Source organism: Halorubrum shenae (genome assembly GCF_051194165.1).
Taxonomy (GTDB): domain Archaea; phylum Halobacteriota; class Halobacteria; order Halobacteriales; family Haloferacaceae; genus Halorubrum.
Map to the genome: position 1 here is coordinate 39705 of NZ_JBLZNI010000007.1, position 23911 is coordinate 63615.

General features: G+C 60.9%; 20 protein-coding genes. 11 read left to right on the forward strand and 9 right to left on the reverse strand.

Features of this window, described 5'->3' with window-relative positions; translation table 11 throughout:
* Window positions 1-94: 94 nt before the first annotated feature.
* The 3 genes from ACNS88_RS09960 to ACNS88_RS09970 form a co-directional block, all read right to left on the reverse strand.
* Window positions 95-784: a helix-turn-helix domain-containing protein gene (locus tag ACNS88_RS09960; RefSeq protein ID WP_435096675.1), complete on the reverse strand. Its 690-nt coding sequence runs from the start codon at window positions 782-784 to the stop codon at window positions 95-97.
* Between the two features lie 236 nt (window positions 785-1020).
* On the reverse strand, window positions 1021-3507 hold the full coding sequence (locus ACNS88_RS09965) for an efflux RND transporter permease subunit (RefSeq protein WP_435096678.1): 2487 nt from the start codon (window positions 3505-3507) through the stop codon (window positions 1021-1023).
* Between the two features lie 15 nt (window positions 3508-3522).
* Window positions 3523-5067: a COG1361 S-layer family protein gene (locus ACNS88_RS09970; RefSeq protein WP_435096681.1), complete on the reverse strand. Its 1545-nt coding sequence runs from the start codon at window positions 5065-5067 to the stop codon at window positions 3523-3525.
* Between the two features lie 670 nt (window positions 5068-5737).
* Between ACNS88_RS09970 and ACNS88_RS09975 the strand changes: the two genes are divergently transcribed.
* Entirely contained in the window at window positions 5738-6208 is a 471-nt protein-coding gene (locus tag ACNS88_RS09975; RefSeq protein WP_435096684.1) for a helix-turn-helix domain-containing protein, read from the forward strand.
* Between the two features lie 62 nt (window positions 6209-6270).
* Here the strand turns inward: ACNS88_RS09975 and ACNS88_RS09980 are convergent, their stop codons facing one another.
* Genes ACNS88_RS09980 through ACNS88_RS09990 form a run of 3 tightly spaced genes read right to left on the reverse strand, consistent with a single transcriptional unit; the run spans window position 6271 to window position 9115 of the window.
* The gene (locus ACNS88_RS09980) at window positions 6271-6924 is read right to left on the reverse strand and encodes a hypothetical protein (protein ID WP_435096687.1); all 654 of its coding nucleotides are present in this window, start codon (window positions 6922-6924) and stop codon (window positions 6271-6273) included.
* A 41-nt stretch (window positions 6925-6965) separates the two neighbouring features.
* A complete protein-coding gene (locus ACNS88_RS09985) occupies window positions 6966-8888 on the reverse strand; it encodes a heavy metal translocating P-type ATPase (protein ID WP_435096690.1) in 1923 nt (640 codons plus the stop codon).
* A gap of 11 nt (window positions 8889-8899) precedes the next feature.
* Window positions 8900-9115: a heavy-metal-associated domain-containing protein gene (locus ACNS88_RS09990; RefSeq protein WP_435096693.1), complete on the reverse strand. Its 216-nt coding sequence runs from the start codon at window positions 9113-9115 to the stop codon at window positions 8900-8902.
* 194 nt (window positions 9116-9309) lie between these two features.
* Here ACNS88_RS09990 and ACNS88_RS09995 point away from each other — a divergent pair, with 194 nt between their 5' ends.
* The 9 genes from ACNS88_RS09995 (at window position 9310) to ACNS88_RS10035 (ending at window position 19161) form a co-directional block, all read left to right on the forward strand.
* Window positions 9310-9834, forward strand: coding sequence for an ArsR/SmtB family transcription factor (locus ACNS88_RS09995; RefSeq protein WP_435096696.1), 525 nt, complete (start codon window positions 9310-9312; stop codon window positions 9832-9834).
* Between the two features lie 735 nt (window positions 9835-10569).
* A complete protein-coding gene (locus ACNS88_RS10000) occupies window positions 10570-11097 on the forward strand; it encodes a halocyanin domain-containing protein (protein WP_435096699.1) in 528 nt (175 codons plus the stop codon).
* A 348-nt stretch (window positions 11098-11445) separates the two neighbouring features.
* Complete coding sequence (gene nosZ / locus ACNS88_RS10005; protein ID WP_435096702.1) at window positions 11446-13362, forward strand: TAT-dependent nitrous-oxide reductase; 1917 nt, start codon at window positions 11446-11448, stop codon at window positions 13360-13362.
* 4 nt (window positions 13363-13366) lie between these two features.
* Window positions 13367-14137 (forward strand): hypothetical protein, encoded by a 771-nt coding sequence (locus ACNS88_RS10010; protein ID WP_435096705.1) that lies wholly within the window; start codon window positions 13367-13369, stop codon window positions 14135-14137.
* A complete protein-coding gene (nosD, locus tag ACNS88_RS10015; RefSeq protein WP_435096708.1) occupies window positions 14127-15557 on the forward strand; it encodes a nitrous oxide reductase family maturation protein NosD in 1431 nt (476 codons plus the stop codon). Before ACNS88_RS10010 ends, nosD begins: the two co-directional genes overlap by 11 nt.
* Entirely contained in the window at window positions 15554-16372 is an 819-nt protein-coding gene (locus ACNS88_RS10020; RefSeq protein ID WP_435096711.1) for an ABC transporter ATP-binding protein, read from the forward strand. The genes nosD and ACNS88_RS10020 overlap by 4 nt, the downstream gene beginning before the upstream one ends.
* Window positions 16369-17334: an ABC transporter permease gene (locus ACNS88_RS10025; RefSeq protein WP_435096714.1), complete on the forward strand. Its 966-nt coding sequence runs from the start codon at window positions 16369-16371 to the stop codon at window positions 17332-17334. Before ACNS88_RS10020 ends, ACNS88_RS10025 begins: the two co-directional genes overlap by 4 nt.
* A 73-nt stretch (window positions 17335-17407) precedes the next feature.
* Window positions 17408-18079, forward strand: coding sequence for a nitrous oxide reductase accessory protein NosL (locus tag ACNS88_RS10030; protein ID WP_435096717.1), 672 nt, complete (start codon window positions 17408-17410; stop codon window positions 18077-18079).
* A gap of 569 nt (window positions 18080-18648) precedes the next feature.
* Window positions 18649-19161, forward strand: coding sequence for a halocyanin domain-containing protein (locus ACNS88_RS10035; protein WP_435096720.1), 513 nt, complete (start codon window positions 18649-18651; stop codon window positions 19159-19161).
* Window positions 19162-19456: 295 nt separating this feature from the next.
* On the opposite strand, the gene nirK is transcribed toward ACNS88_RS10035, so the two are convergent.
* From nirK to ACNS88_RS10050, 3 genes are all read right to left on the reverse strand, one after another.
* Window positions 19457-20551 (reverse strand): copper-containing nitrite reductase, encoded by a 1095-nt coding sequence (nirK, locus tag ACNS88_RS10040; protein WP_435096723.1) that lies wholly within the window; start codon window positions 20549-20551, stop codon window positions 19457-19459.
* A 387-nt stretch (window positions 20552-20938) separates the two neighbouring features.
* Window positions 20939-21280 carry a CGCGG family putative rSAM-modified RiPP protein gene (locus ACNS88_RS10045; protein ID WP_435096726.1) on the reverse strand — a complete coding sequence of 114 codons (342 nt, stop codon included), beginning with the start codon at window positions 21278-21280 and terminating at the stop codon, window positions 20939-20941.
* A gap of 140 nt (window positions 21281-21420) precedes the next feature.
* Complete coding sequence (locus ACNS88_RS10050; protein WP_435096729.1) at window positions 21421-22092, reverse strand: helix-turn-helix domain-containing protein; 672 nt, start codon at window positions 22090-22092, stop codon at window positions 21421-21423.
* 545 nt (window positions 22093-22637) lie between these two features.
* Between ACNS88_RS10050 and ACNS88_RS10055 the strand changes: the two genes are divergently transcribed.
* Window positions 22638-23855 (forward strand): hypothetical protein, encoded by a 1218-nt coding sequence (locus tag ACNS88_RS10055; protein ID WP_435096732.1) that lies wholly within the window; start codon window positions 22638-22640, stop codon window positions 23853-23855.
* The last annotated feature ends 56 nt before the right edge of the window (window positions 23856-23911 follow it).

Consider the following 23911-nt stretch of genomic DNA (forward strand, 5'->3'; position numbering starts at 1 on the left):
GATCGTCCGGTATTAATCACAGAACACAGTAGCGTAACATATCATACGGTGGTCCAGAAGCGAGCAAGTAGCTACTCCCGAACTATTCGGGAGTTTAAGTGTCCTTGCCGAAAAGCTGAGACAGTACGGTCGCCGTCACGAGCCGGAGGTGTTCGGAGACGGTCGACTTCGCTAGATCGAGGTCGGCGGCGATCTCGTCGGCTGTGGCACCGTTCGGCTCGAAATACCCTTTTTTGATCGCGACGGTAGCTACTGTTGCCTGTCGTTCCGTCACTTCGGAGAGATCAATCGGGACTATGTTCGACTGGTCGCCGCTTGTATCCCGTTGAACGAGGATCTGGCGAATCTTGGCTGTACCGAGCGCGTTGACGATCGACTGAAGCTCGTCATATCCAGTCAGAATAAACGTAGCGATCAGCTCACCGTCATCGATCCGAGCCTTGTGTGGCGACACAGGGAAGCTAGAAAACGCCGATATAAACCCGTTACAGGCGCAGGAGTTACATGCATCGCGTTCTGAGTCGAGCAGATCCATGTCGCCGTCAGAAGCATCACAGTTGTGATCTTCATCCTTGAGGTCGTACCGGCCGTGAGCTTCTCCTGCAAACTCCAGCAACTCCAGATTGCTCGGTTGGTCTGCCGAGGGCTGGTCGACGACGAAGTCAACGCGCTCGTCGATAGGATCGACCCGCACTTCTCGGAGGGGCATTCTCTCCGAGAGTGCCCCTACTGGACAGCGATCGCAGGCGGATGTCTCCAATTTGACCAGAAACGTATCAGCCACGGATGGTTGCCGATACGACAGTAGGTTTCAAAAAGCTTGGCGCGTAGCAACCTGATCTGCTGTCGTTCAGTAATCTCACCCAGGTGAGGTTTCTCAGAGGGACGCCCGATCACGACCGTTCCGGTGCGAGACTGTTACCAACATTAAGGCGAGAATGCCCCTTCCTCCACGAGCGAGCACCGCGAGCGAGTAGGGAGGCCACCACTATCTCGAGTGAGCCCGCTTCTCCTGACGGTTCACCCCAAATGCGGTCGCAATCTTGCCCGTTCACGACCGGACTCCCACCGGGCCCACATAATGAGGACCACCGGAAGCACGACGGTGGAAGCGATGAACGCGTAGGTGACGCTAATGGCGATCAACGCTCCAAACTGGATCAGGATCGGTGTAATCGAGAGATAATACAACGCGATACCGGCACTCGCAGTCGTGACTGTGGTTCCGAATAAGGCACCGCCAGTTCCTTGAAGCGTAATCTGGACCGCAGCGAGCCCGTCGTCCCTGGCATCGAACTCATCGGTGAACCGATGGACGACGTGGATCGCGTAATCGATGCCGATTCCGACCGTGACCGACAGAATTGTCGCCGTGAGCGTATTGAACGGGATACCGAGGTACCGCATGGTTGCAACCAGAAACAGGAGTGTGACGACGATCGGCGAGAGCGTCACTACGCCCAATATCGGCCGCCGTTCTAGCGCGTAGTACAGTCCCGTCAGGAAGATCACGCCGAGCGAGAGAGCGATCATCAACGCCGTGATCGCCGAGTTGCGGACCTCCTCGGAGACCCGCTGGAACACAATGATGTCTCCGCTCTCGATAGCTTCGTATCGGTAGGACCCGTCCGCCATCGACTCCGCATCCGCGGTGATCGCCGCATCGGTCGAATCGGTCTCGACAGAGTAGACGATCCGTATCTCTCGGTAGTCCGCAGTGATGTATCGGAGCGCCTCCGCTTCGTACGGCGAGGAGAGCAACTCATCGTAAATGCGCTCCACGTTGGCGTCCGGAACGCCGTTACCCGTCCGATCGCTCCGTTCGACGAGCGCGTTGAACGACGCGGACTCGTCGGCATAGGCGTCGATCACGGTCAAAATGCTCGTCGTCTCGGCGTGTCGAGAGTCGTCGGTGACGACCGACGATGGAGGATCGTTCCCCGCCCGATGGATCGACTCCAACGCGTGGTCCTCCGCGAACGATCCCTGTAGATATATCGTTACGGTCTCACCCTCCGTCGTCTCGAACTCGTCTTCGAGGAAACCGAGGCTCTCCGTGACGGTGTACGTTCCGGGCTGCAGTCCTGCCGGTAACGCGTTTAAGTAGTCCGGAAGCTCCTCGGGAGGGAGCATATCCTCGTCCTCGAACGACGATCCGACGTCCTGCCCGTAGTAGCCCGCTGCCCCGGCGGTCACCACCAACACAAGCAGGAACAACACGGGCATGCGGTTCGTGATGTTGAGATGGTACGGAATGAGCCTCCCCAGTATCGAATCTTCGTCACCAAGCGGTTTCGAGGTGAACGCCGGTAACGGCGTTCGGTGCCGGAACTGCTCGATCAGGAGCTTTGCGGCCGGCAAAAACACGGCGAAGATCAACATTACGGCGACGATCCCGACCGCGGCGACGAGCCCGAAGTCAGCGATGGGCGACAGCCCGCTCGCCATGTTTGCGGAGAATCCAATCACCGATGTCGTCGTTACCATGAAGAACGCCACCATGAGCGGGGCGATCGCCCGGCGAACCGTTTTTGCCACCGTCGCGTTATCGACAGGATCCGTAACCGCAGAGTCGTCGATCTCCTCGCGGTAGCGATTGATGACGTGGATCCCGAAATCGACACCGATAGCCAGCAGAAGTGGCGGTAAGGCCACCTGTAACTGGGTAAACGGGATTCCAGCGTGGCCGAGGAAGCCGAACGTCCAGATCAACGACATCGCAAGCCCGACAACGGCTAAAAACAGGTCGAACGGGTCACGATAGGAGATCGCCAAGAAGAGAACCAGCAGGATGATCACCGCAGGAATCGACGCCGAGAGCGAATCCTGTAAGACCTGCATGTTCTCGTGTTCGGAGATTCCCGAACCGAACACGCGGATGTCCCCGTCGGCTGCGTTCGTGATACGCTGTGTTTCGAGTTGGATCTGTTCGAAGGTTTCAGAACTGTCTTTCGCGTCGTGGCTGACGACGCCGATCGCCGCCGTGGCGGATGCGGATTGCGGACTGAAGTCATCTCCAACCAGCCGCGTGAACTCCGGATTCTCGCTTTGGACCCGTATCGCCCGCCGCACTTCGGTGTCAGTTGCCATCCGTATCGTTCGGATCTGCGCGTCGGTCGTCATAGCCGACGGATCGAGTTCGGTCGCCACGAATGCCGCCGGACTCGCCGTCTCTATCACGCGCTGTGAGGTGCGATCCTCCATCTCGCGTTGGACGGAGAGCATCCGCAACAGGCTCTCCTTCGAAAGAACATCTCGATCGTCCTGAAGCAGGAGCGTCGTATCCGGGTCGTCCTCGAAGGTGGAGCCAAACGTTTCGTCGACATACTCGTTGACTTGGTACGCATCGATATCTTCGGAGAACTGGTCGGTTCCGCCCGCCATCCGGATATCGTTCATTCCGGTTGCAAACCCGGCAGTGAGCAGTAGAAACAGGACGACGACCTGTACCGGATGGGTAACGATCCAGTCGCTCAGTGCCGAGACGAGGACGTGCTCGTCATTCATCGTTTCGAACCGGCATTATCGGAGTCTCCAAGCGTACAGCCCCGCCGTGAGAACGACGAAGAGTACGACGGCGACCCCGATGAGAAGCGGGTTCGTCGTCTCGTCGGGCTCACCGACCGTGATCGTCACCCGATGCGTGTCGGAGATCTGGCTTTCGCCGTCGGCATCGTCGTACCGCATGTCGACGGTCGCCGCGTACGTCTTCGGTACCGTGTCTTGGCCGACGCCCACTTCGAAGCGAATCGTCGTCGTTTCGCCAGGTTTCAACTCGGGAACGAACGCGATATCATCGGGGGCGGACAGCGGGTCGTCGCTGAACAGTTTCGGTTCGATATCGGTGACCGTCTCGTCGAGATTATTGGTCACCTCGATGGTGATGGTTTCTGTCTCTCCGGGGGTGATCTGGTGTTGCTGTGAGGCGAGGCGGAACTCGCTGCGGCGGTCCTGTACATCGACGATCACGTCACCGTCGTCGTCCACCCGCTTGTTGCGGTCCGTGGTCCGATACTGAACGTCTACGTCGATGAGTTTTCGAACCGCCTCGGCCTCGCCGCCGACATCGAGGCGCAGTTCGAACGCCGCCGTTTCCCCCGGTTCAAGCGTCCCGACAGCGTACGAGTCCTCGATCGGATACAGGTTCGGATCCGCCAGCTGAGCGCGGACCTCGACGCTTTCGGCGGTGGTCGGTCCGGTGTTCGTCACTTCGCCACGAATCCACCCCTCCTCGTCGACCCGCAGCGTCGACTCGGTCAGCTCGATCTCGAACTCCTGTGCGGGAAGCGGTAACACGCTGCTACTGATCCCGTCGTCCACGTTCTCGATCCCGTCGCGGTCGTCGAACGAGACGGCAGTGTCGAACGTGTACGGACGAACGCTGGTGTCGTCCCTGACGGAAAGATCGTGTGTGACCGTTTTTACCTCTCCTGGCTCCCACGACCCGGCGTGCGTCTCATCGACCGCGGACTCGCCAAAGACGACGTTTCCGTTGGTCGATGTCGTCCTAACGCTCGCATCATACGCCGTCTGCGTTCCGACGTTCTCCATTACCAGCGACAATGCACCCGAGTCACCGATCTGCGCGGACGTCGACGTGTTCCGGACGATGAACTGGGGGTCGTCGTCGATCTCGATCGTGACCGTTCGAGTTTCCGACGCGGACCGTTCATCCGTTATGCCTGACCGATCGGATATCTGTCTCGTGTACGAGTAGTCGAGTTCCACGTCCAGATCGTATTCACCGGGATCGGCGTCTTCGGGAACCGTCAGCCGGAACGAGGTAGCCTTCGGTTGGTCGTTCGTAACTGAGCCCACCGCTTGCGTTCCGGTCTCGGCCGTGATCGGCGAGTCATCGTCGGCCTCGACGGTCACTCGGACGTTCCGTGCTTTGGTAACGGAATTGCGGTTGTTGACTGACCCGACCTGGATCTCCCCGTCGTTCGTAACGAACAGCTCGATCGCTTGGGTCTGGCCCGGAACGACCGTGTTCGACGGCACATGCACGTCGAGGTCCGGTTCGCCGCGAACGAACCGATCGTCGCTCGTCGGTTCTTGTGCGTCCACGAGACCGATACCGCTAACGGGAGTCAACAAGAGGACTGCCGTGAGGAACAGTACGAGAATAACACGTCTGCGGATGCGACTCCGTGTGTCCCGCGTATCGCCATCATCTCGCCGCTTGAATGGAGTGTTAGGCACGTTAGTTAATGAAGAAGGACCAGACCATTATCCATTTATACGAATATATATGCTGTAATCTAATATGTTCGCATCCGAATCTACTGAGTTCGACGTCCTACGTCAGATCGGATGCCGCTCGTCAAGATCGATCCACTGGTTGAAATAGAAGGCGAGGAGATCGTTCAGACACTCTCTCAAGCCACCAGCGATGCCGACATCGTCAAACTGGATCTACTATTAAAACACCGTTCAGTATCTCAAACGGAGTCACCTCCTGGGAACTATTCACGTCACACTCGAAGCTCTCAAATTATTGGGTGACACCCTAACATGTTTGTAACCGCTGGTATTATAAGCGGTCTGTTAGGGGAACCTACCGGCGATGCCACACGCGAAACTCGTAATAGATCTTCCAGATCATACCTGGATTGGTGACCTCTCAACCAATTATCCGGAGGTCGTGTTTCAGGTCGTCACGAGTATCCCAGGTGAAAGAACCGGTATTGGACTCGTCCGACTCATTGCGACCGACCCGCTACCGATTATCACCGACATGCAGTCTCGTGACGACATCGAGGATCTCGAACTGCTCTGGAAACACGACGACGAGGCGCTCCTCCAGATAGAGACAATGAATCCACTCCCGCTTCTGCCGGTCTTGCGAGCCGGTGTCCCGCTCAAGATGCCCTTCGATATTCAGAATGGGGAGGCAACGTGGGAGGTGACGACATCCACGAGTCGGCTCTCGAGTCTCGGCGATCACCTCGACGATTTGGGCATCGGCTTTGCCATCGAGTATGTGCGAGAGATCGACGCAAGCCAAGCGGACCAGTTACTGACAGACCGACAGCAAGAAGTGCTGCTGGCCGCTGTCGGAGCAGGCTACTACCGTACACCACGGGAATCGACGTTAGGTGACGTGGCTGAGTCGCTCGACATCGCGAACGCGACGTGCAGCGACGTGCTCCACCGAGCTGAGGGTCACATCATCCACTGGTTCGCCGAGGAACATATGAACGTGTAACAGCCCTACGGCAAAAATCGTGACCGGCTGTCAAAGCCCGTCGTAACGAGGTTTTTGACGGGCTAGACTGTTTCCACGGTGAACAGTGAGTCGTCGCTGAGGACGACCCGCACGCGGCGGTGCCAGGCGTCGGAGAAGGCCTTCCGCTGCTGGTCGCTCGCCGACCCGTCGAGAATACCCTGGAGGTTCCCGATCGCGGGTCCGCCGTCTGGAACCTCGCCGACGTGGTACGTTACTTCGACAGTCTGGTCCGTGTCGGTTCGGCGGAAGCGGAACGTCGGCTCCGCCGTGTCCGGGTCGAACGACTCGAAGCGCAAGAGGTCACGGCGGCCGCCGTAGCCGCCGGCGAGCCCGCCGAAGCCGTCGTCTTCGGTCGCACCAGTGATGTACGAGATCATGCGGCTCATCACGCCGTATGCGGCGTCGTCCCGCGGACCTGCCGCCTGCACTTCGATCTCGCTTCGGACGGGATCGCTGTCGGGGTACAGCGCGTCGAGTCCGAGCTGGGCGATCCGGTAGGCCCCCGAGGCGGTCGGACAGGAGTGTCCCGCTTCTTTCACCGCGTCCATGTAGGTGATGACGAACGGAGCGCCCGGTTCGAGGACACCGAGTGCTTCCGCGACGGGATCGCGGACGCGGATCGGTTCGACGTCGTATTCGACGGCCCAATTCTCCTCGGTGCGGTTCGTGTCGGTCGGAGTCGTGTTTTCTGACATTGTGAGTCGGTTGCGATCGGTCGTTCGCGATTCGATGCCGTTCAGTACCGCAGCAGGCGCATGCCGTTGCCGATCACGGCGAGGACGCTGGCCTCGTGGACGAGCATCCCGAGCGCGAGGGTGACGTAGCTCGTCAGCACGCCCGCGAGCAGCAGCGTCACCACCACGAGGGCCAGCCCGACGTTCTCGAGGACGTTCCAGCGCGTGGCCTTGCTGAGTTTCACCGCGTAGGGGATGCGTTCGAGGTCGTCGGCCATCAGCGCGATGTCGGCCGTCTCGATGGCCGTGTCCGTCCCGGCCGCGCCCATGGCAACCCCGACGTCGGCAGTCGCCAGTGCCGGCGCGTCGTTGATGCCGTCGCCGACCATCGCGACGACCTGCCCGTCGGCCTGATACTCCGTGACGACATCCTGCTTGTCCTCGGGCAGCAACTCGGCGCGGTAGTCGTCGATCCCGATCTCTTCGGCGACTGCGGCTGCGACGCGTTCGTTGTCGCCGGTCAGCATCACCGTCTCGATCCCGGCATCCCGTAACTCCTGGATAACGCCAGGCGCGGCCTCGCGCAGTCCATCATGGAGCGCGATAGCGCCGACGACGACGCCGTCTCGAACGACGTGGATGGCGGTCTCGCCGCGCTCCTCGCGGCCGCGGACGTACTCGGCGACATCGTCCGGGAGATCGATTCCACGCTCGTCGAGCAACGCACGGTTCCCGACGACGATCTCGCGGCCGTCGTGGCGGGCGACAACGCCCTTCCCGGCGATAACCTCGAAATCGTCCGGTTCGGGAAGCGACCCGGTCCCCGTCGTCGACGGAGTGTCCGATTCGGTGGTCGTTACCCCGCCATCGGTCACGGGATCTCGGCGGTTCCGGGCCGCGTTGAGGATGGCGTCGCCAAGGTGGTGCTCGCTCTTCAGTTCGGCGATGGCCGCCAGGTTCAGCACCTCGTCGTCATCGGTGTCGAACCCTTCGACGTCGGCGACTGCCGTCTCGCCTTTCGTGAGCGTGCCGGTCTTGTCGAAGGCGACCAAGTCGATCTTACCCGCCTGCTCGAGGTGCTCACCGCCCTTCATGAGAACGCCGTTTCGCGCGGCGTTACCGATGGCCGAGACAATGCTCACCGGCGGCCCGATGACCAGCGCACCGGGACAGCCGATGACCAGCAGCGTCAGCGAGAGGATCGCGTTCTGCGTGACCGCGTATGCGCCGATTGCGAGCGCGATGACGGCCGGAGTGTAGTATTTGGCGAAGCGGTCGATCAGACTCTCGGTGGGCGACTGGGCTTCTTGCGCCTCCTCGACGCGTTGAATGATCCGTTGGAGCGTCGTGTCCGTACCGGCACCGGTAGTCGTGACTTCCAGCGCTCCTTCTTGGTTGACCGTCCCAGCGTAGACTTCGTCGCCGTCAGCCTTGTGGACGGGTGCGCTTTCGCCGGTGACCGGTGCTTGATTGACGGCGCTTTCCCCCTCCACGACGTCGCCGTCGACGGGGATCTTCTCGCCGGGTTTGACGATGACGATCTCGCCCGCTTCGACCTCGCGAGCGGGCACCGCTTTTTGCTCGCCGTCACGGCGCACGGTGGCCGTATCCGGCGTCATTTCGAGGAGCTCTTCGAGCGCGTTGCGCGTCTTGCGCATCGTCCGCCCTTCGAGGTACGATCCCAGCGCGAACAGGAAGACCACCGCGGCGGCTTCCCAGTACGATCCAATAGCGATCGCGCCGACAGCGGCCAGCGTCACCAGCGTCTTGATGCCGAGTGTTCGGCTTTTGACCTCGTAGTAGGCGGTCTTGGCGATGTCGTAGCCGCCGATGATCGCCGCGAGGATCAAGATCGCGGTGCTCGCGGCGTCAAAGCCGGGGACATACCCGATACTCCAGCCGCCAGCGTAGAGGAGACCACTCATCGCGACGACGATGGCCTTCCGATGGTGGCGATAGTACCGTTTGATCGATTGGGTATCCATGATAGATCTCCTTAGGCGGGCTGGGGGGTGTAGCCCTGGTTTTCGATGGTCTGTTCGAACATAGCCGGGTCGGCGACGCCGTCGTCGTACCCGATCTCGACGCGACCGGTCGAGTAGTGCACCTCGACGTCTTCGACGCCGTCGACGTTCGAGAGAGCGCGTTCGACGGTGCTTGCACAACTCGGACAGTCGAAGTCCAAGACGCGGAACTGCGTTGTGTCGTTCATTGCGATTTGAGATAGTGGCCATACCCCAATAAGTATTTTTTAGATGATATGTTTGGGTACGGAAATAGGTTGTTGGAACAATCAAACGGGTCGTCTAGGGCTTTCGCTCTCGCAGGTCGGGACCCTGCTCTTCGAGAGACACCAACTCCGCTCGCACCCCGCTATTTTTCCGCGTGCTCACAGTCAGTCCTCGTATGAGTAATCCAGACACTGACCACCGCCTCGACGATATCGCGGTGCGAGACACGCAAATTTCGGACGCCATCGACGAACCGATGCGAGCGATGATCCTCGATATTCTGTCCGGAGAAGCCCTGACTGCGGCCGAGGTCCACGAGAGCCTCGTCGATCGGGGCATCGACCGGACCGAGAACACGGTTCGGCACCACATCAACGAGCTGCGGGACGCCGGCCTCGTCGACGTCGTGCGCTTCGAGGAGGGTCGCGGTGGGACGACGAAGTACTACCACGCGAACACGATCGTCCTCTCGTACTCGCTCCCGGATTCAGCGGATACCGCAGTCGAAGAGATGATCGACGCCGTTCAGCCTCAGATTACAGACGCGCTCGCTACGCTCACCGACGAGTACGATGATGCGATCGAGGAGATCGTTGCGGACATGCAGCCCTGTGAGCATTGCCAGACCCAGAAGTACGAGACGTACGTGCTTTTAACCGTCCTCCGTCGTGCGTTCGTTGGTGCTCATAGGGATTCTTAAGGAGAAACGTAGACGTGTCGTGGAAATTAATTGTAGAAAATCAAGGAGAATACCTGCGCCTTTAGGCGCAGGATGAATCCGACAGTGCGTTCAACAGCCTACGTCCGACGACAGTTCAGAGTTTCCAATCCGCACTTTTAATTACGATTACCTCGTATATACAGGTAAGGTCAGGTCGGAACGGAGCGATTCCGAACGACCTTCGGAGGCGGTCTACCCGCCACTAATGAGACAATATCCGGAACGCCAACACGGTGAACACGAATCCTTGAAGGGTTCGTCTCGTGCCCGTTGGTCGAGCAAGCCCACGATACCTCTGAGTCCGCCGACGTGTCAGCGACTCCCTGCTGGCAAAAACAACAGATGGGAGTCAACGAGGCCGAGGATAGGAGTACCGGCGGTTTGGCACCGCCAGACAACCGCTGACCACGACGACTGGGTTAAACGGATTCCCGCAAAGTGGCAGAAGCATGGTTGCAAACCTGAAACTCCCAACGCTCGGGATTCCTCCGCCTTCAGGCGGAGGAGGATGTCAAGCCAAATACGGAGTGAATATCTGCCACGAATCCCGACAAAATTCATTCAGTGTACTGCTTCGGTCAATCGGAGTGGAAGCGAGCGCATAGCGACAGCACACGTGTGAACGAGGGTCCCGAACGTGTTCGCTATGTTCCCGCCGAATGAGTCCATCTGTGGTGGTTTAATTCAACCCAGCGACTATCGGCGGGTGAGTACATGAATCTCGATACGCGATTCGATCGGCGACGGTTCGTACAAGCGACGGGAGCAGCAGCGGTGGCGACGTTCCTCGCGGGCTGTTCCGGCGGAGACGGCGGTGACGGAACGACTTCCGGTGATGAGACGACCGACGACGGGGGAGACGACAGCGGATCGGACGACGGCGGATCAGAGTTCCTCGCCGAAGAACCGGACTACGGCGGCTGGTTCGACGACGTCGACAACTACGAGGGAACGGTCGACGCGACCGGAAGCGATAGTGTGACCGTCAACGTCGGCGCGGGGTCCGGCCTCTCGTTTGACCCGCCGGCGATCGCGGTAAGCGCTGGGACGACCGTCGTCTGGGAATGGACCGGCGAGGGCGGCGGCCACAACGTCTCGGCAGAGAGTGGTGCGTTCCAGAGCGAAACGATCGACGAGGAGGGACATACCTTCGAGTACACATTCGAGGAGACGGGTACTCACGAGTACGTCTGTACGCCACACAAGGCCGTCGGGATGAAAGGCGCCGTCGTCGTCCGGTGAACGGCTCATTCCGACGAACCGTCGGCGGATTCTCATTCTTGGCCCGAAGCGACGTCCCGGGCTGCTCGTTTCGATCGGCGGCGAGCACGATCGTCGCCGTGTCGGCAAGTACGATCGGCGTGAGCCGTCCGACGACGCGCGAGCCATAGAGGCGGCGATCGTTCACTCGTTTCTCGCAGCAGAGGGCTAACCGACAACCGGTCAAGATCTATCTGCAATACCGGCGTCTATGCGGGCCCCGAACGTGTTCGCGCGGTTCTAATCGGGTAGGAATCGCCTCGATAACCTATATCCGTCGGGTCACGACGCCCGACCGTAGCAGACGATCGCGCTACGGCGGAGGTCACAATGTCACAACAAGAACGCCGCTCGACTGAAGAGGCAGCGAACGATGAATCGACCGAAGGGGCATCCGAGGAGCCCCACGAATCACTGCTGCCCGGGCTGGCACGCCGTGACTTCATGAAGGCCGGCGCGGCCGTCGGTGGACTGAGCGGGTTGGCCGGTTGTAGTAGTTTGCTTAGCGACGACGGCGACGGCGGGACGGTGTCGGCCGCGCCCGACCACTCAGTCCCACCGGGGGAGAAAGACGAGTACTACGCGTTCATCAGCGGCGGACAGGCGGGTGACGTTCGCGTGTACGGTCTCCCGTCCATGCGCGAACTGATCCGCATCCCCGTGTTTCAGCGGGACAGCGCAACCGGCTACGGCCACGACGACGGGAGCCGCGAGATGTTGGAGAACGCCGGCGGCTACACGTGGGGAGACACCCACCACCCGCGGATCAGTCAAACGGATGGTGACTACGACGGTCGGTTCGCCTACGTCAACGACAAGGCGAACGGCCGGATGGCCCGGATCGACCTGACGTACTTCGAGACGGACGCCATCGTCGACATCCCGAACCAGCAGGGGACACACGGCGCCTGCGCGCAGTTGCCCGACACCGACCTGATCTTCGGCGTCGGCGAGTTCCGGGTTCCGTTGCCCAACGACGGTCGCGACCTCGAGGACCCCGACGCCTACGAGTCAGTCCTCGCGGCGATCGATCCGGAGTCGATGAACGTCGAGTGGGAAGTCCGCGTCGACGGCAACATGGACAACGGCGACGGGAGCAAGGAGGGCCGGTACTTCTTCACGACCGGCTATAACAGCGAAGGAGCCGTCACCGAGTCAGGCATGACGCGGTCCGACCGTGACAACGTCAAGGCATTCGACCTCCCTCGTATCAAGGAGGCGGTCGAGGCCGGCAACTACGAGACCATAAACGAGGTGCCGGTCGTCGACGGCCGGAAGGACAGCCCGCTGAATCAGGGCGAGGACCCGGTCGTCACCTACATCCCGACGCCGAAGAGTCCGCACGGCGTCAGCGTCACGCCGGACAACAAGTACGCGATCGCCAGCGGGAAACTCGATCCGACCGCGTCGGTCATCGACATCGACGCGATCGACGAGGTCGACGATCCGACCGACGCCATCGTCGGACAGCCGCAGCTCGGACTCGGCCCGCTTCACACCGCCTACGACGGTCGTGGACATGCGTACACCACGCTGTTCATCGACTCGCAGGTCGTCAAATGGGACATCGAGGCGGCCGTCGAGGCCGAACCCAAGTCGGAGAGTCCAGTCATTGAGAAGATCGACGTCCACTACAACCCCGGCCACCTGATCGCCGCGGAGTCGTACACCGAGGACCCGGCCGGCGACTGGCTCATCTCGCTGAACAAGCTGTCCAAGGACCGGTTCCTCCCGGTCGGCCCGCAACACCCGGAGAACGACCAGCTCATCTACATCGGTGACGACGAGGCGGGAATGCAACACGTCAAGGACTCGCCGGCGACGGCGGAGCCACACGACGCCTCGATCTGCCACCGTTCGAAGCTCGACCCGGCGAAGACGTACGACCCGGACGACATCGACCTCGAGTACACCGCCGAGGGCGAGGAGAGCATGGAACGCGTCGGCGACGACCGGGTCGAGATCAAGATGTACTCGACGCGAAACCACTACGGATTCCAGGAGATGGCGGTCAAGGAGGGCGACACCGTCGAGATGCAGGTGACGAACATCGAGACGACGAGCGACCTGCTCCACTCGGTGGCGATCCCCGAACACGACGTCCACATGCGGGTCGCACCGCAGGAGACGAGTAAGGTGACCTTCACCGCCGACGATCCGGGGGTCTACTGGATCTACTGTGCGCACTTCTGTAGCGCACTGCATCTTGAGATGCGCTCGCGGCTCATCGTCAAACCGGAGGAATAAGCTCATGGTATCGTCGCTTGGGCGGTTCACCGAGATCCGACGGGCGCTCCCCCTGATCGCAGCGGCGCTGCTGATCGGCGCGCTGTTGGTTCCGGTGTGGCGGATCACGCTCACCGCACCGCAGTATCCCGGTGAGCCGCTGTTGATCGATCTGTACGCCTATCCGCGTCTGGGCGGCGATTATATCGAGATCCAAGGGCTCAACAAGTACGCCGGGTTCTACTTCCCGGACCCGGTGTATATGGACCCGAACTACGCCGTCCACGAGAACGCGATCAAGGTTCCGGAGTGGCTCCTCGGCCCCGTCGTGTTCGTCGCGCTCGCGTTCACGGGAGTGTTCGTCGCGCTCGCACCAACGGTCCGAAAGCTCAAGCTCGGGCTGACCGCGCAGTTCGCTGGCACAATCGCCGTCTTCGTCGCGATGTTCGGGGTTATTCAGTACCGCCTGCACCAAGCCGGTCACGCGCTTGATCCGGACGCGCCGCTCAGGGGGATTGAGGGATTCACTCCCCCGCTACTCGGGGGATACGAGGTCGCGAACATTAGTGGGTTCGCGTGGTTCGGGCCGGGCGGATATATGACGGTCGTCGCTATTGGTCTACTGGCTATCGCGTACGCCGCCCGAGACACCGACGCGACCGTAACGGAGCTCCCCGTGCTGGCCCGCAGCGCGGTCGGAACTGTCCGCGGAGGGACGGCAAATGACACCGACCAACAACCGACCCGCGGAGGTCGAGAGAGGACCGACGAGGAAGGGACTGACCATGTCCAGTAGCCGATCCGAAGTCGGGTTCCTACTCGCTGTCTGTCTCGTCGTGGCCGCCGCGGCGGTGGTCCCACTCGTTGGCGCCGGCTCGACACCAGCGACCGAAACGAATGCGACTGTTTCCGTCGAAACAAATTTTGCCGCGAGCAACGTCACAGCGCCTGAATCGGTCGGAATCGCTACTGTGGGAAGCGAGCGCTACGACACCGTCCAGGCAGCGGTCGATGCCGCTGACCCCGGTGAGACGGTTGTCCTCAACGGTCGGTTCTCTGAGCGGGTGAACGTCTCGACGGCCGACGTCGCTGTTGTCGCCGGTGAAGACGGCGCCGTTATCGACGGGGGCGGAGAGGGTCGTGTACTCACTATCAGCAGCGAAAACGTGACTGTGTCCGGACTCTGGATACGGGGCTCCGGCAGCGATCTCAATAATGAAGACGCCGGCGTATTCGTCGCCGGCGAGGGAACCCGACTCGAAACACTTCGGGTCACCGACACCGCATACGGGGTCTGGATCGATGGGGCCGACGAGGCAGTGATCGAGGACGTGCGTATCGACGGCCGGGAGGACGTCTACCCGGTCACTGACCGCGGCAACGGGATTCACCTGTTCGAGACGACCGGAACCGTCATTCGCGACACCGAGATCACCGATGTCCGCGACGGGATCTACTTCTCGTGGAGTACCGACGTCCTCGCCGAGAACAACACAATCCGGCACACCCGGTACGGCGTCCACTACATGTACTCGGATGACAACCGCCTCGTCAACAACGTCGCCGCCGATAACGGCGTCGGGTACGCCCTCATGGTGAGCGAAGGGCTAACGGTCCGGAACAACACCGCCCTACGGAGCGACGACACGAGCGGCCATGGCATCCTCGCAAAGGACATCGAGGAGTCGACGATCGCCGGGAATCACCTCGTGGCGAACCGCGACGGCCTGTACATCTACAACGCACAGGACAACCGAATCGTCGACAACCTGTTGTACCGCAACACAGCCGGGGTTCACAGCTCCGCCGGCAGCGAAAGCGAAGTCGTCGCGGGCAACAGCTTCGTTCGCAACGACCGTGCAGTTCAGACGCCGCGGAGCACGCTCGTCAAGTGGAACGACACCGACCGCGGCAACTACTGGTCGGGCGCCCGCGTCGTCGACCGCGACGGCGACGGCATAAGCGAGATTCGACACCGGCCCGTCGGACTCGTCGAGAACATCGTCGCTGAGCGGCCGCAGGCGGCGGTGTTCGCCAACAGTCCGGCGTTCGAGGCGGTACGGCTCGCCGAGAGCTCCTTCCCCGTCATCGAGGCGCCCGGCGTCGTAGACCACCGCCCGCTCACCGAACCGAACCACGATTGGAGCGCCTACGAACCGGACGAGACGACGGAGCCGGATTCAGGCCGAGAGACCAACACGGAGGCCACAGCATGAGAATCGATGCGAGCGACGTTCGGAAGACGTACGGAGACGTGACTGCCCTCGACGGGCTTTCGCTCTCGATCCCGAGCGGGTCGACGTTCGGGATTTTGGGCACGAACGGGGCCGGAAAATCGACCCTGTTCCGATTGCTCGTGGGCCACGACCGGCCGGACACGGGAACCGTCGCTGTCGGCGGATCCGACGTGACTGAGGACGGACGACAAATTCGTGAACGGGTCGGCTATCTCCCCGAACACATCGGGTTTCCCGACGGACTCACCGGCCGGGAAGTCCTCGCCGTCCACTCGGCGATCCGCGGACTTCCGAGAGACGGACGGATCGCCCACGCCGTCGAGCGAGTCGGGCTAACCGCAGACGAAGCTGACCGCCGCGTCTCGGGCTACTCGAACGGGATGCAACGCCGGCTTGGTCTAGCGACGATACTTCTACCGGACCCCGACGTCCTGATCCTGGACGAGCCGACGGCGGGGCTCGACCCCCGCGGAGTCGACGAGTTCCACGCCATCGTCGAGGAGATCACCGCCGAGACCGACGCGACGGTCGTCTTCTGCTCGCACGTTCTCTCTGAGGTCGAGCGACTCTGTGACCGCGCGGCCGTACTCCACGAGGGCCGCGTGCGCGCGGCCGGTCCCATCCAGGAGCTCGTGGCCGATGTCGCGGGACCGGCTGACGAAGCGGAGCGCAACACCGGGGATCGGACCGAGGAGGGTCGCGGCCATGGCGGCCTCCGGGCGGTGTTCCGAGCGGCGGTCGCCGACGACCCGGCGAGGGAGTCGCCGGTCGACGGTGGCGAGGTGACGTCATGACCGAGACAGAGCCAACCGAGACGCGGCCCGACGGCGGACATCCGGACGTGGCGGTGTTCGACGCCGGAGACGCAGGTCCGGACGGCGACGGCGAGACCTCCGAGTCGACGGCGGCCTCAAGGGCGACCGAGACCACGACCGCCGAGGGTGTTCGGGCCACGCTCCGTCACGTCTTCGTCGTCGCCGTGACCGAGTACCGGCTCGCGGTTCGCAGCCGCTGGGCGCTCGCGCTGACCGGCCTGTTCGTCGTCTTCGGCGCGATGATACTGACGTTCAGCGGTTCCGCGGTCGGGCCGGAGGGCGCAGAGCGCGTCGTGGCGTCGCTGACGAGCCTCGCCGCGTACCTCATCCCGCTCTCGGCGCTCGCGCTGGGCTACGACGCCATTGTCGGCCGCGAGGACGAGGGCTGGCTCGCAGTCGTGTTCTCGCTGCCCGTCCGCCGTAGCGAGGTCGTCGCCGGGACGTACCTCGGTCGGCTAACGGTACTCGCGGGTGCGACGGTGCTCGGATTCGGATTCAGCGGCGCGCTGCTCGTCCGCGAGTTCGGTATCGGCGAGTGGACATCCTTCCTCGGATTCCTCGTTGGCGCCGTCGCCGCTGGCGCCGCATTCCTGGCGATTGCGGTGCTGTTGTCGACCATCGCTCGCGAGAAGACGCATGCGCTCGGTGCAGCGCTGCTCGTGTGGGTCTGGTTCGTCCTGATCCACGACCTGATCGCGTTGGGCGTTGTCGCCGCGTTCGAGCTGCCTGACGCCGTCCTCTCGGCGTTCGTGTTCTCGAATCCGGTGAGTACGTTCCGCGTACTCGTGTTGAGCGGGCTCGGAACCACCGCCGGCGGCGGGTTCACCGCCGTCCTCGCCGGCAGCAGCCTCTCGACGGCGTCCCTTGCGGCCGCGCTGGCCGCGTGGTGTCTCATCCCGGTCGCTGCCGCAGCACGACTCGTCCGCCGTCGTCGGCTCTAACCGGGCCCGCGGTTCGACCTAATGCCGATCGGCTACAGCACCACGACCGCCATCCACCCGTACTCCACCACCCATGTGTAATCACGGTCATCACCATCACGAAGCGAACATCCGAACAGATAACGGGCAGTCTTCCACCGATGCGCCCGACCGCCCGAGATCCGAGGGCGATCGACCATCGCGCAGGTCCGTCCTCAAATGTGTCACAACCGCAGTAACCATCGGTATCGGCGGACTCGCCGGCTGCCTCGGCGACGAGGCGTCGGCACCGACGGAACCTCCGGCGCCGGTCGCGCTCGACGAGGGAAAAGCCTGTGACGCATGCGGAATGATGATCGCGGATCACGGCGGCCCGAACGGGCAGGTGTTCTATGCCGGTGACCATCCGCCGGGCCGCGACGGCCCCGCCTGGTACGACAGCCTGTCCGAACTGGTGACCGACCGCGCCGCAGCGGTCGATCGCGGCCACGAACCGGTCGCGACGTACGTCACCGATTACGCCGCGGTGGAGTACGAGATAACGGAGGCGGGCGACGGCCGGGTCATCTCTTCGCACGTCTCCGCCGAGTCGTTCGTCGACTGGGATGATGCCGTTTACGCCGTCGAAACCGGCGTGATCGGTGCGATGGGACCGGACGTACTCCCCTTCGCCGACAGTGCGGCCGCTGAATCGTTCGTCGAGACCGAGGGCGGACGTGTCGTTGAGCCGGACGCAGTGACGGTCGACCTCGTCTCATCGCTGTAGCGGGCTCTGCGACCTCAGTCCGCGTTTCTCCATTGCTGGTCCGTCCCTTCCGGGATCCCGTCCATCGACTCAAGATGGTCTGATCGAGCGGCTGCGCACCGCCGTACCGAGTATCAGTCGCTGTCGGGTTATCAGCGACGACTGCACCGCAGATAGCGACGGTCCGAAGTATGCAGCCGCCCCGACTTGGGAAGTCCCCGACCCCTACGACGCGGGGGAGCGCGATCCTCCCGATGTCAACGAGGAACGCCCGCGCGGCGAGGAGTTCTTGAAGCAGGTATCGAACTCGTTCGGGACAGGTAACGGGCGTGAGGGGCGCTGATCCCCGGCAATGGCGCGGAAAGTGTCGATCCTCGGAGAGACGGCAGCACCGACTGACCGACCGAAACGCTCGACGTCGACGATCTCGGTCCGCCGGAGCCGCTTCGGCAGACACTCGAACTGCTCGCGGATCTATTGGAGGAGACCGTCCTCATCGCTTATAACCCCCACCGAATAATTCGGGGTACTCTCCCACCGTTTAAGAATTCCCGCCGAAGATATTCCCTCCAATCCCCTACTTGAAGTGTATGAATCGACGCACACTTGACCGGCGAACGTTCGTTCGAACGACTGCGGCGCTCGGTGCGACCACCGCGCTCGCCGGCTGTAGCGGCGGCGGCGACGGCGGTGACGGGAGCGACGGCGGTGACGGGAGCGACGGCGGTGATGGCGACAGCGGAGGCCAGGAGTTCCTCTCTGAAGAACCGGACTACGGAGGCTTCCTCGACGATGCCAACAACTACGAGCAGACGGTCGACATGACCGGCTCCGACTCGGTGATGGTCGGCGTCGGCGCCGGTGAGGGACTCGCGTTCGGTCCGGCAGCGGTCGCCGTATCGCCCGGGACGACAGTTACCTGGGAGTGGACGGGCGAGGGCGGCCAGCACAATGTGTCCGGATCCGACGGGAACTTCGAGAGCGACACTATCGGCGAAGAGGGTCATACCTTCGAGCATACCTTCGAGGAATCCGGCATCCATACGTACGTTTGTACGCCGCATGAGGCTGTTGGCATGAAGGGTGCAGTTTACGTAGATTAACGCCTCGCTAAGGCGCTCAGAGTGAACAGGGTTTGAGTCGGCTCAGCGGTATCCTTCCTGAGGCATCCTATGTTAATTGGATAACCAGTCGACGTGTCGTGGCAATTAAAATCCAACGGCTCTTTTGAAATACTCTACTGGAGAGACAGTCCAGCGGTTATGCCAAATACAGCGTGAATATCGGCCACGAATTCCGACAAAATTCGTTCAGTGTACTGCTTCGATCAATCGGAGTGGAGGCGAGCGCATAGCGACAATACACGTGTGAACAAAGAGAGTCGCGCAGGGGAGGATGTCAAGCGTCTGATTGATCAGGGTTCGGATCGAAGATTGCGGGGTCTTCGTCGCCCTGTACATCGATCACTGCCATCAGGCCTTTACGTGCCACTCGTGAGAGCGAGTGGTCAACCAGCTTGATTGGTCCGGGAACCGGGGAATGCAAGGTCGCGATGGTTGTACTCCCAGGTTGGACGGGTGTTGTTTGTACGCTCCGATGTGGGTCAGACGCGATAGAGCCTTGCGGCCAGACTTCATCCCACACGGACCCGATGGGATGGAAGCTGCTGGTAAGGTTCGGACCGCCAACAGCGTAGAACACACGCACGGTTTCGTCGGTCCCAATTTGCATGTCGTTGTATCCGTCCGGTCCGATTGCGTACTTTTCACCGTTGATGAGCGTGTACGTCGGCTCTTCGCTTTTCATCGCGTCGAAATCGAAGTCGTGATGCCCTTCTTCGCCGGCATCACCCTTGGTGTACAGCTCGTGCTGTCCGAGATAGAACTCGTGATCGACGCTCGGCAACCCTTCTTTGGGTTCCACTAAGATCCCGCCGAACATACCGGCAGAGATGTGATAGTCCAGCTGTGGGACTGCACAGTGGTAGATGAACAGCCCGGGGTACGTTGCTTTGAAGTTGAACGTGGCTGTTTCACCTGGCGCTACCATCGAGGCTTCAGCGCCCCCTCCAGGCCCCCGAACAGCGTGCAGGTCAATGTTGTGCGGCATCGAGTTCGACTCGTCGTTAGTGATAGTGAATTCGACAGTGTCACCTTGGCGAACTCGAACCATCGGTCCCGGAATCTGCCCGTCAAACGTCATGTACGTGTGCGTCACCCCCGGTTCGACTTCGGCAACGAGTTCCTTCGTCGTCATGTGTTCGCTGACTGTTTTTGGTTGGGATCGGTTGATGGGGTCGGGGATATCGGTTGGGTTTGCGGCGATGCGATCGACGTCCGTTTCTTTTGCGGGGTTCATGGATGGGGGAGTTGGTGTTGTGGCTTGACTCTCTGCGGTGGGGGCGTTACAGCCCGCGAGTGCGGCGGTTCCACCGACGCCTAGTGCTTGAAGTACACGGCGGCGTGTGGTTGTTGGAACAGTGGTGTCTGTCATATTCAGTCACTTCTCTATCTGCACGTTCGACCCCACGTGAGATATACCCACAATCAGGTCCCCACCGACTGAGGATTACGTCGTTTAACGCCGAACATGTTCTCAGAAATTATTTCGGGGACTGTGTTGAATCGCTGTGAAACTTGGACATTCACTGTTTGACTAGGCGGTAGGTGTGGCAGACGGCACATAACAGAATATTCTGGCGGAGCTCACAGATCCACGATCGCGTTCACGCGGAGGAGGATGTCAAGTGCGTGGTCGTACGGTGCGAGGATACGATGGTCATCTGCTGTATTCAGTAAGCGTTTCCTGTCGCTCTCAAAGGATTTCAACACAGCCAACACAACCAACACAACCGAGTTGGATGAGAGAGACTAAACGTCGTTACTGCTGGATGCGGTACACATAGCCGCCACAACCGCACTGATCGACAACGCTGGTCTCCGCGTCCGGGTACTGATCGCGGATCGGCGCTTCGAGGTACTCCTCGGGAGTTCCGTGGTTCGGATGCGTGACAAGGTTGACGTGGTACTCTGCTTCCGTCTGATTGATGGCAGCGAGTGCGTGCTCGATCAAGGTCTCACGGTCGTCAGCGTACCGTTCCTGTTCGAGGTTCGCGGACCACGACGCGTCGTGGTTCTCATTGAGAAACGAAGGTACTGACTCGTTGGTTCCGGAGGTAGCGGTGGTACGTTCGTCGTTAGATTGCTGGTCTCGTGTAGACATGGAGGTATGTATGAGACGTACACGCCTCCGTATCAGTGCGAACATGTTCGTGATGTCTCGCCTCTTGGAGGGTCCGATCAGATGTCACAGGAGCAGTCCCAATCGACCCCAGCTCGCCACAAATTGGTGGTACCGACGGCTTACGTGTCAGTCCCCGCGCTGGGGTCGAACTCGATCGGATTTCGAGGGAGATCGTCGACGAATTCCCGGACGATCGTTCGTTCGACGCGTTGGAGGGTCTCACTGCACGTGGATTTCGCGATCCCGACGTGTTCAGCGACCTCCGTTAGCGTACAGGTACGTGGCACATCGTAGTAGCCGCGTTCGACCGCTTCGAACAACACTTCTCGCTGCCGTTCAGTGAGCGATTCACCCGGGTTCACTCGTTGCTGAACGTACTCGACGTCGAACTCCGCACCGACGGCTTGGAGCATATTCCCGAAGTCGGCAACGCGCTCGTGGGGGCCAGTGACATCGATCCGAGCCACTCCGTTCTCTATCTCAACGGGCATCTCGATCGGGATGCCAGCTTGCCGCGCGGCCGCCATCAACAACGGTGCGCGCGCCTCAACCTGGGCAGTGACGACCCCGTCACTCAATGCCATTACCGAGATCTCCTCGATCGTGTCGTGAGCCTCTATCGCGTCCAGAATTCCATCGATGTCGTCAGCAGTTATCTTTACGAGCGCGAACCCCGCACCGTCTCCGGGGGTCGCACTAAGTACCTGAATCCGCGCCTCCGGGAACGCCCGAGAGACCTCACCAACCCACGGTCCATCCGGGAGATCAACGTTGAGTCGAGCCTGTGCCATACCACCTATTCGCTGTCACAGGGGAAATGGATTCGTCTTCGTGTTCCGATTACAGTATGAACAGATTTGTTAGATTGCAAGCGAGCGAATACGCTCACGCGAATTTCGATTATCGTGCCGCTTCGTATCTACCGGCGTGAGATTCGCCCTACTCTTTTTTACACTTCTACGAAAATATTAGAACACGCACAAGAATGTCGGCAGATATGACAAACAAAAAATCAGAAATAGCGATTACGTTTAATCCACAAGAATGGGTCGACGCACCGTACCACTTAGATGATGGAGCAGACAAACAGCTGATCCCCGCTGAAAGCCGGGATCCAGTGACGTTCGTAGTGGACTGGGAAGACGGAACTGACGGGGAGGGAACTGTGTTCCCGGATAAATCGTACGAAGCGAATCAGTTACGATCTCACCCTGCGGCTCCAGAGTGGGTCCAAAATTGGGAAGGGCCATACTACGTGCGGACAAAATCGGTTGACGATCAGTAACAGCCAACAGGCAGAGCAGATCAAGTATATTGAGAATAGTAGAAGTGAAACATGACCGCTGAGATCTCACGCTGGTCGCGTCGATACGTCCTCATCGGGGTACTTGCACTTTGTTGTTGGCAGGTGGCCACGGTCGCCGGCCTCCCACGACGCACAACGGTGGTGTTGGCCGTGTTCGGGTTCGTGTTCCACGTCGTGTTCGGTAAAGCCTACGCCCTCGTGCCGGCGTATTTCGACGCTGATCTGGTCTTCGAACACGCCCCGATGGTCCAATTTCCGTTCGTTGTTACGGGGGCGACGTGTCTCGCGCTCGACCCGCTTCTCACTCGTCACTTTCGTGTCGACTTCGGCGTTCTCGGCGGTGTACTCTGGACGATCGGCGTCGTCGTGTTCGTCGGATCGATCGTACTGACGATTTCCGGTCCACTCCGACACGGGACGACTGGAACCGGGGATCACAATGCCGACCGGCGACCGGTCGACGAATTTGCGAATCGGTTCGTGCCGATCGTTCTCCTGTATCTCCTCGTCGGGACCTACGAGACTGTCGCCGGGCAGACGAGCGCGCTCCCACCTCTGATCGGCGTGCAGGCCGCCGCAACGCATCTCTTAGCCGCCGGTGCCGCGACGTTGCTCGTGGTCACGCTCGGGTTTCGACTGCTTCCACGGTTTCTCGGCGCACATCCGACTCGATCGTCGGCCGCACTCGTCCTGCCCGCGGCCGCAACTGCCCCCGGGATCATCGCCGGTGGATTCGTTGACGAGCGATTGCTCTCACTCGGTGCCGCATTGATGGTGATCGCGATGGTCGGCTTCGCACTCGTTGTCTTCAGAATGTGGATCCGGTCCGACAAGCGTCGAGTCGGGTTGTACGCTCTCCTCCCAAGCACGACGTTCGGCGTCATCGGCGTCCTTTTCGGCAGTCTCTTTACTGTCGACGGCGCGTCTCCGGCGCTGATCGAGACTCATCTCCGGGTCAATCTACTCGGCTTTCTCGGTTTGATGATCGTCGGCACCTCGTTTCAGTTTTATCCGCCGCGACTGGGCGTGTTTCCCGGGTCGTCGAACAGATCCGCAAGCGTGGTGATTGCCGCGCTTGCTTTCGGACTTGGGATCGAGGTCCTCAGTATCGCTGCGAGCGCTATCTTTGATCCCGTGACAACATCTCTTTCGCCCGGAGTGGTCGCTCTCGGCCGTTGGCTCACGCTCCTCGGTGCGTTCGGCTACGCATACCTCATCGAGAGTGTGTTCAGGGCACGATCAACCTAATCTTCTCGGTGAGCTCGGACCGAATCGAATTATCTCCATCCAAACATGCTGGTTCT

Coding starts and splice junctions, on each gene's coding strand:
- ACNS88_RS09965 (WP_435096678.1), bottom strand. CDS start 3,507: ATGAATGACGAGCACGTCCTCGTCTCGGCACTGAGCGACTGGATCGTT.
- ACNS88_RS09975 (WP_435096684.1), top strand. CDS start 5,738: ATGCAGTCTCGTGACGACATCGAGGATCTCGAACTGCTCTGGAAACAC.
- ACNS88_RS09980 (WP_435096687.1), bottom strand. CDS start 6,924: ATGTCAGAAAACACGACTCCGACCGACACGAACCGCACCGAGGAGAAT.
- ACNS88_RS09985 (WP_435096690.1), bottom strand. CDS start 8,888: ATGGATACCCAATCGATCAAACGGTACTATCGCCACCATCGGAAGGCC.
- ACNS88_RS09990 (WP_435096693.1), bottom strand. CDS start 9,115: ATGAACGACACAACGCAGTTCCGCGTCTTGGACTTCGACTGTCCGAGT.
- ACNS88_RS09995 (WP_435096696.1), top strand. CDS start 9,310: ATGAGTAATCCAGACACTGACCACCGCCTCGACGATATCGCGGTGCGA.
- ACNS88_RS10000 (WP_435096699.1), top strand. CDS start 10,570: ATGAATCTCGATACGCGATTCGATCGGCGACGGTTCGTACAAGCGACG.
- nosZ (WP_435096702.1), top strand. CDS start 11,446: ATGTCACAACAAGAACGCCGCTCGACTGAAGAGGCAGCGAACGATGAA.
- ACNS88_RS10010 (WP_435096705.1), top strand. CDS start 13,367: ATGGTATCGTCGCTTGGGCGGTTCACCGAGATCCGACGGGCGCTCCCC.
- nosD (WP_435096708.1), top strand. CDS start 14,127: ATGTCCAGTAGCCGATCCGAAGTCGGGTTCCTACTCGCTGTCTGTCTC.
- ACNS88_RS10020 (WP_435096711.1), top strand. CDS start 15,554: ATGAGAATCGATGCGAGCGACGTTCGGAAGACGTACGGAGACGTGACT.
- ACNS88_RS10025 (WP_435096714.1), top strand. CDS start 16,369: ATGACCGAGACAGAGCCAACCGAGACGCGGCCCGACGGCGGACATCCG.
- ACNS88_RS10030 (WP_435096717.1), top strand. CDS start 17,408: ATGTGTAATCACGGTCATCACCATCACGAAGCGAACATCCGAACAGAT.
- ACNS88_RS10035 (WP_435096720.1), top strand. CDS start 18,649: ATGAATCGACGCACACTTGACCGGCGAACGTTCGTTCGAACGACTGCG.
- nirK (WP_435096723.1), bottom strand. CDS start 20,551: ATGACAGACACCACTGTTCCAACAACCACACGCCGCCGTGTACTTCAA.
- ACNS88_RS10045 (WP_435096726.1), bottom strand. CDS start 21,280: ATGTCTACACGAGACCAGCAATCTAACGACGAACGTACCACCGCTACC.
- ACNS88_RS10050 (WP_435096729.1), bottom strand. CDS start 22,092: ATGGCACAGGCTCGACTCAACGTTGATCTCCCGGATGGACCGTGGGTT.
- ACNS88_RS10055 (WP_435096732.1), top strand. CDS start 22,638: ATGACCGCTGAGATCTCACGCTGGTCGCGTCGATACGTCCTCATCGGG.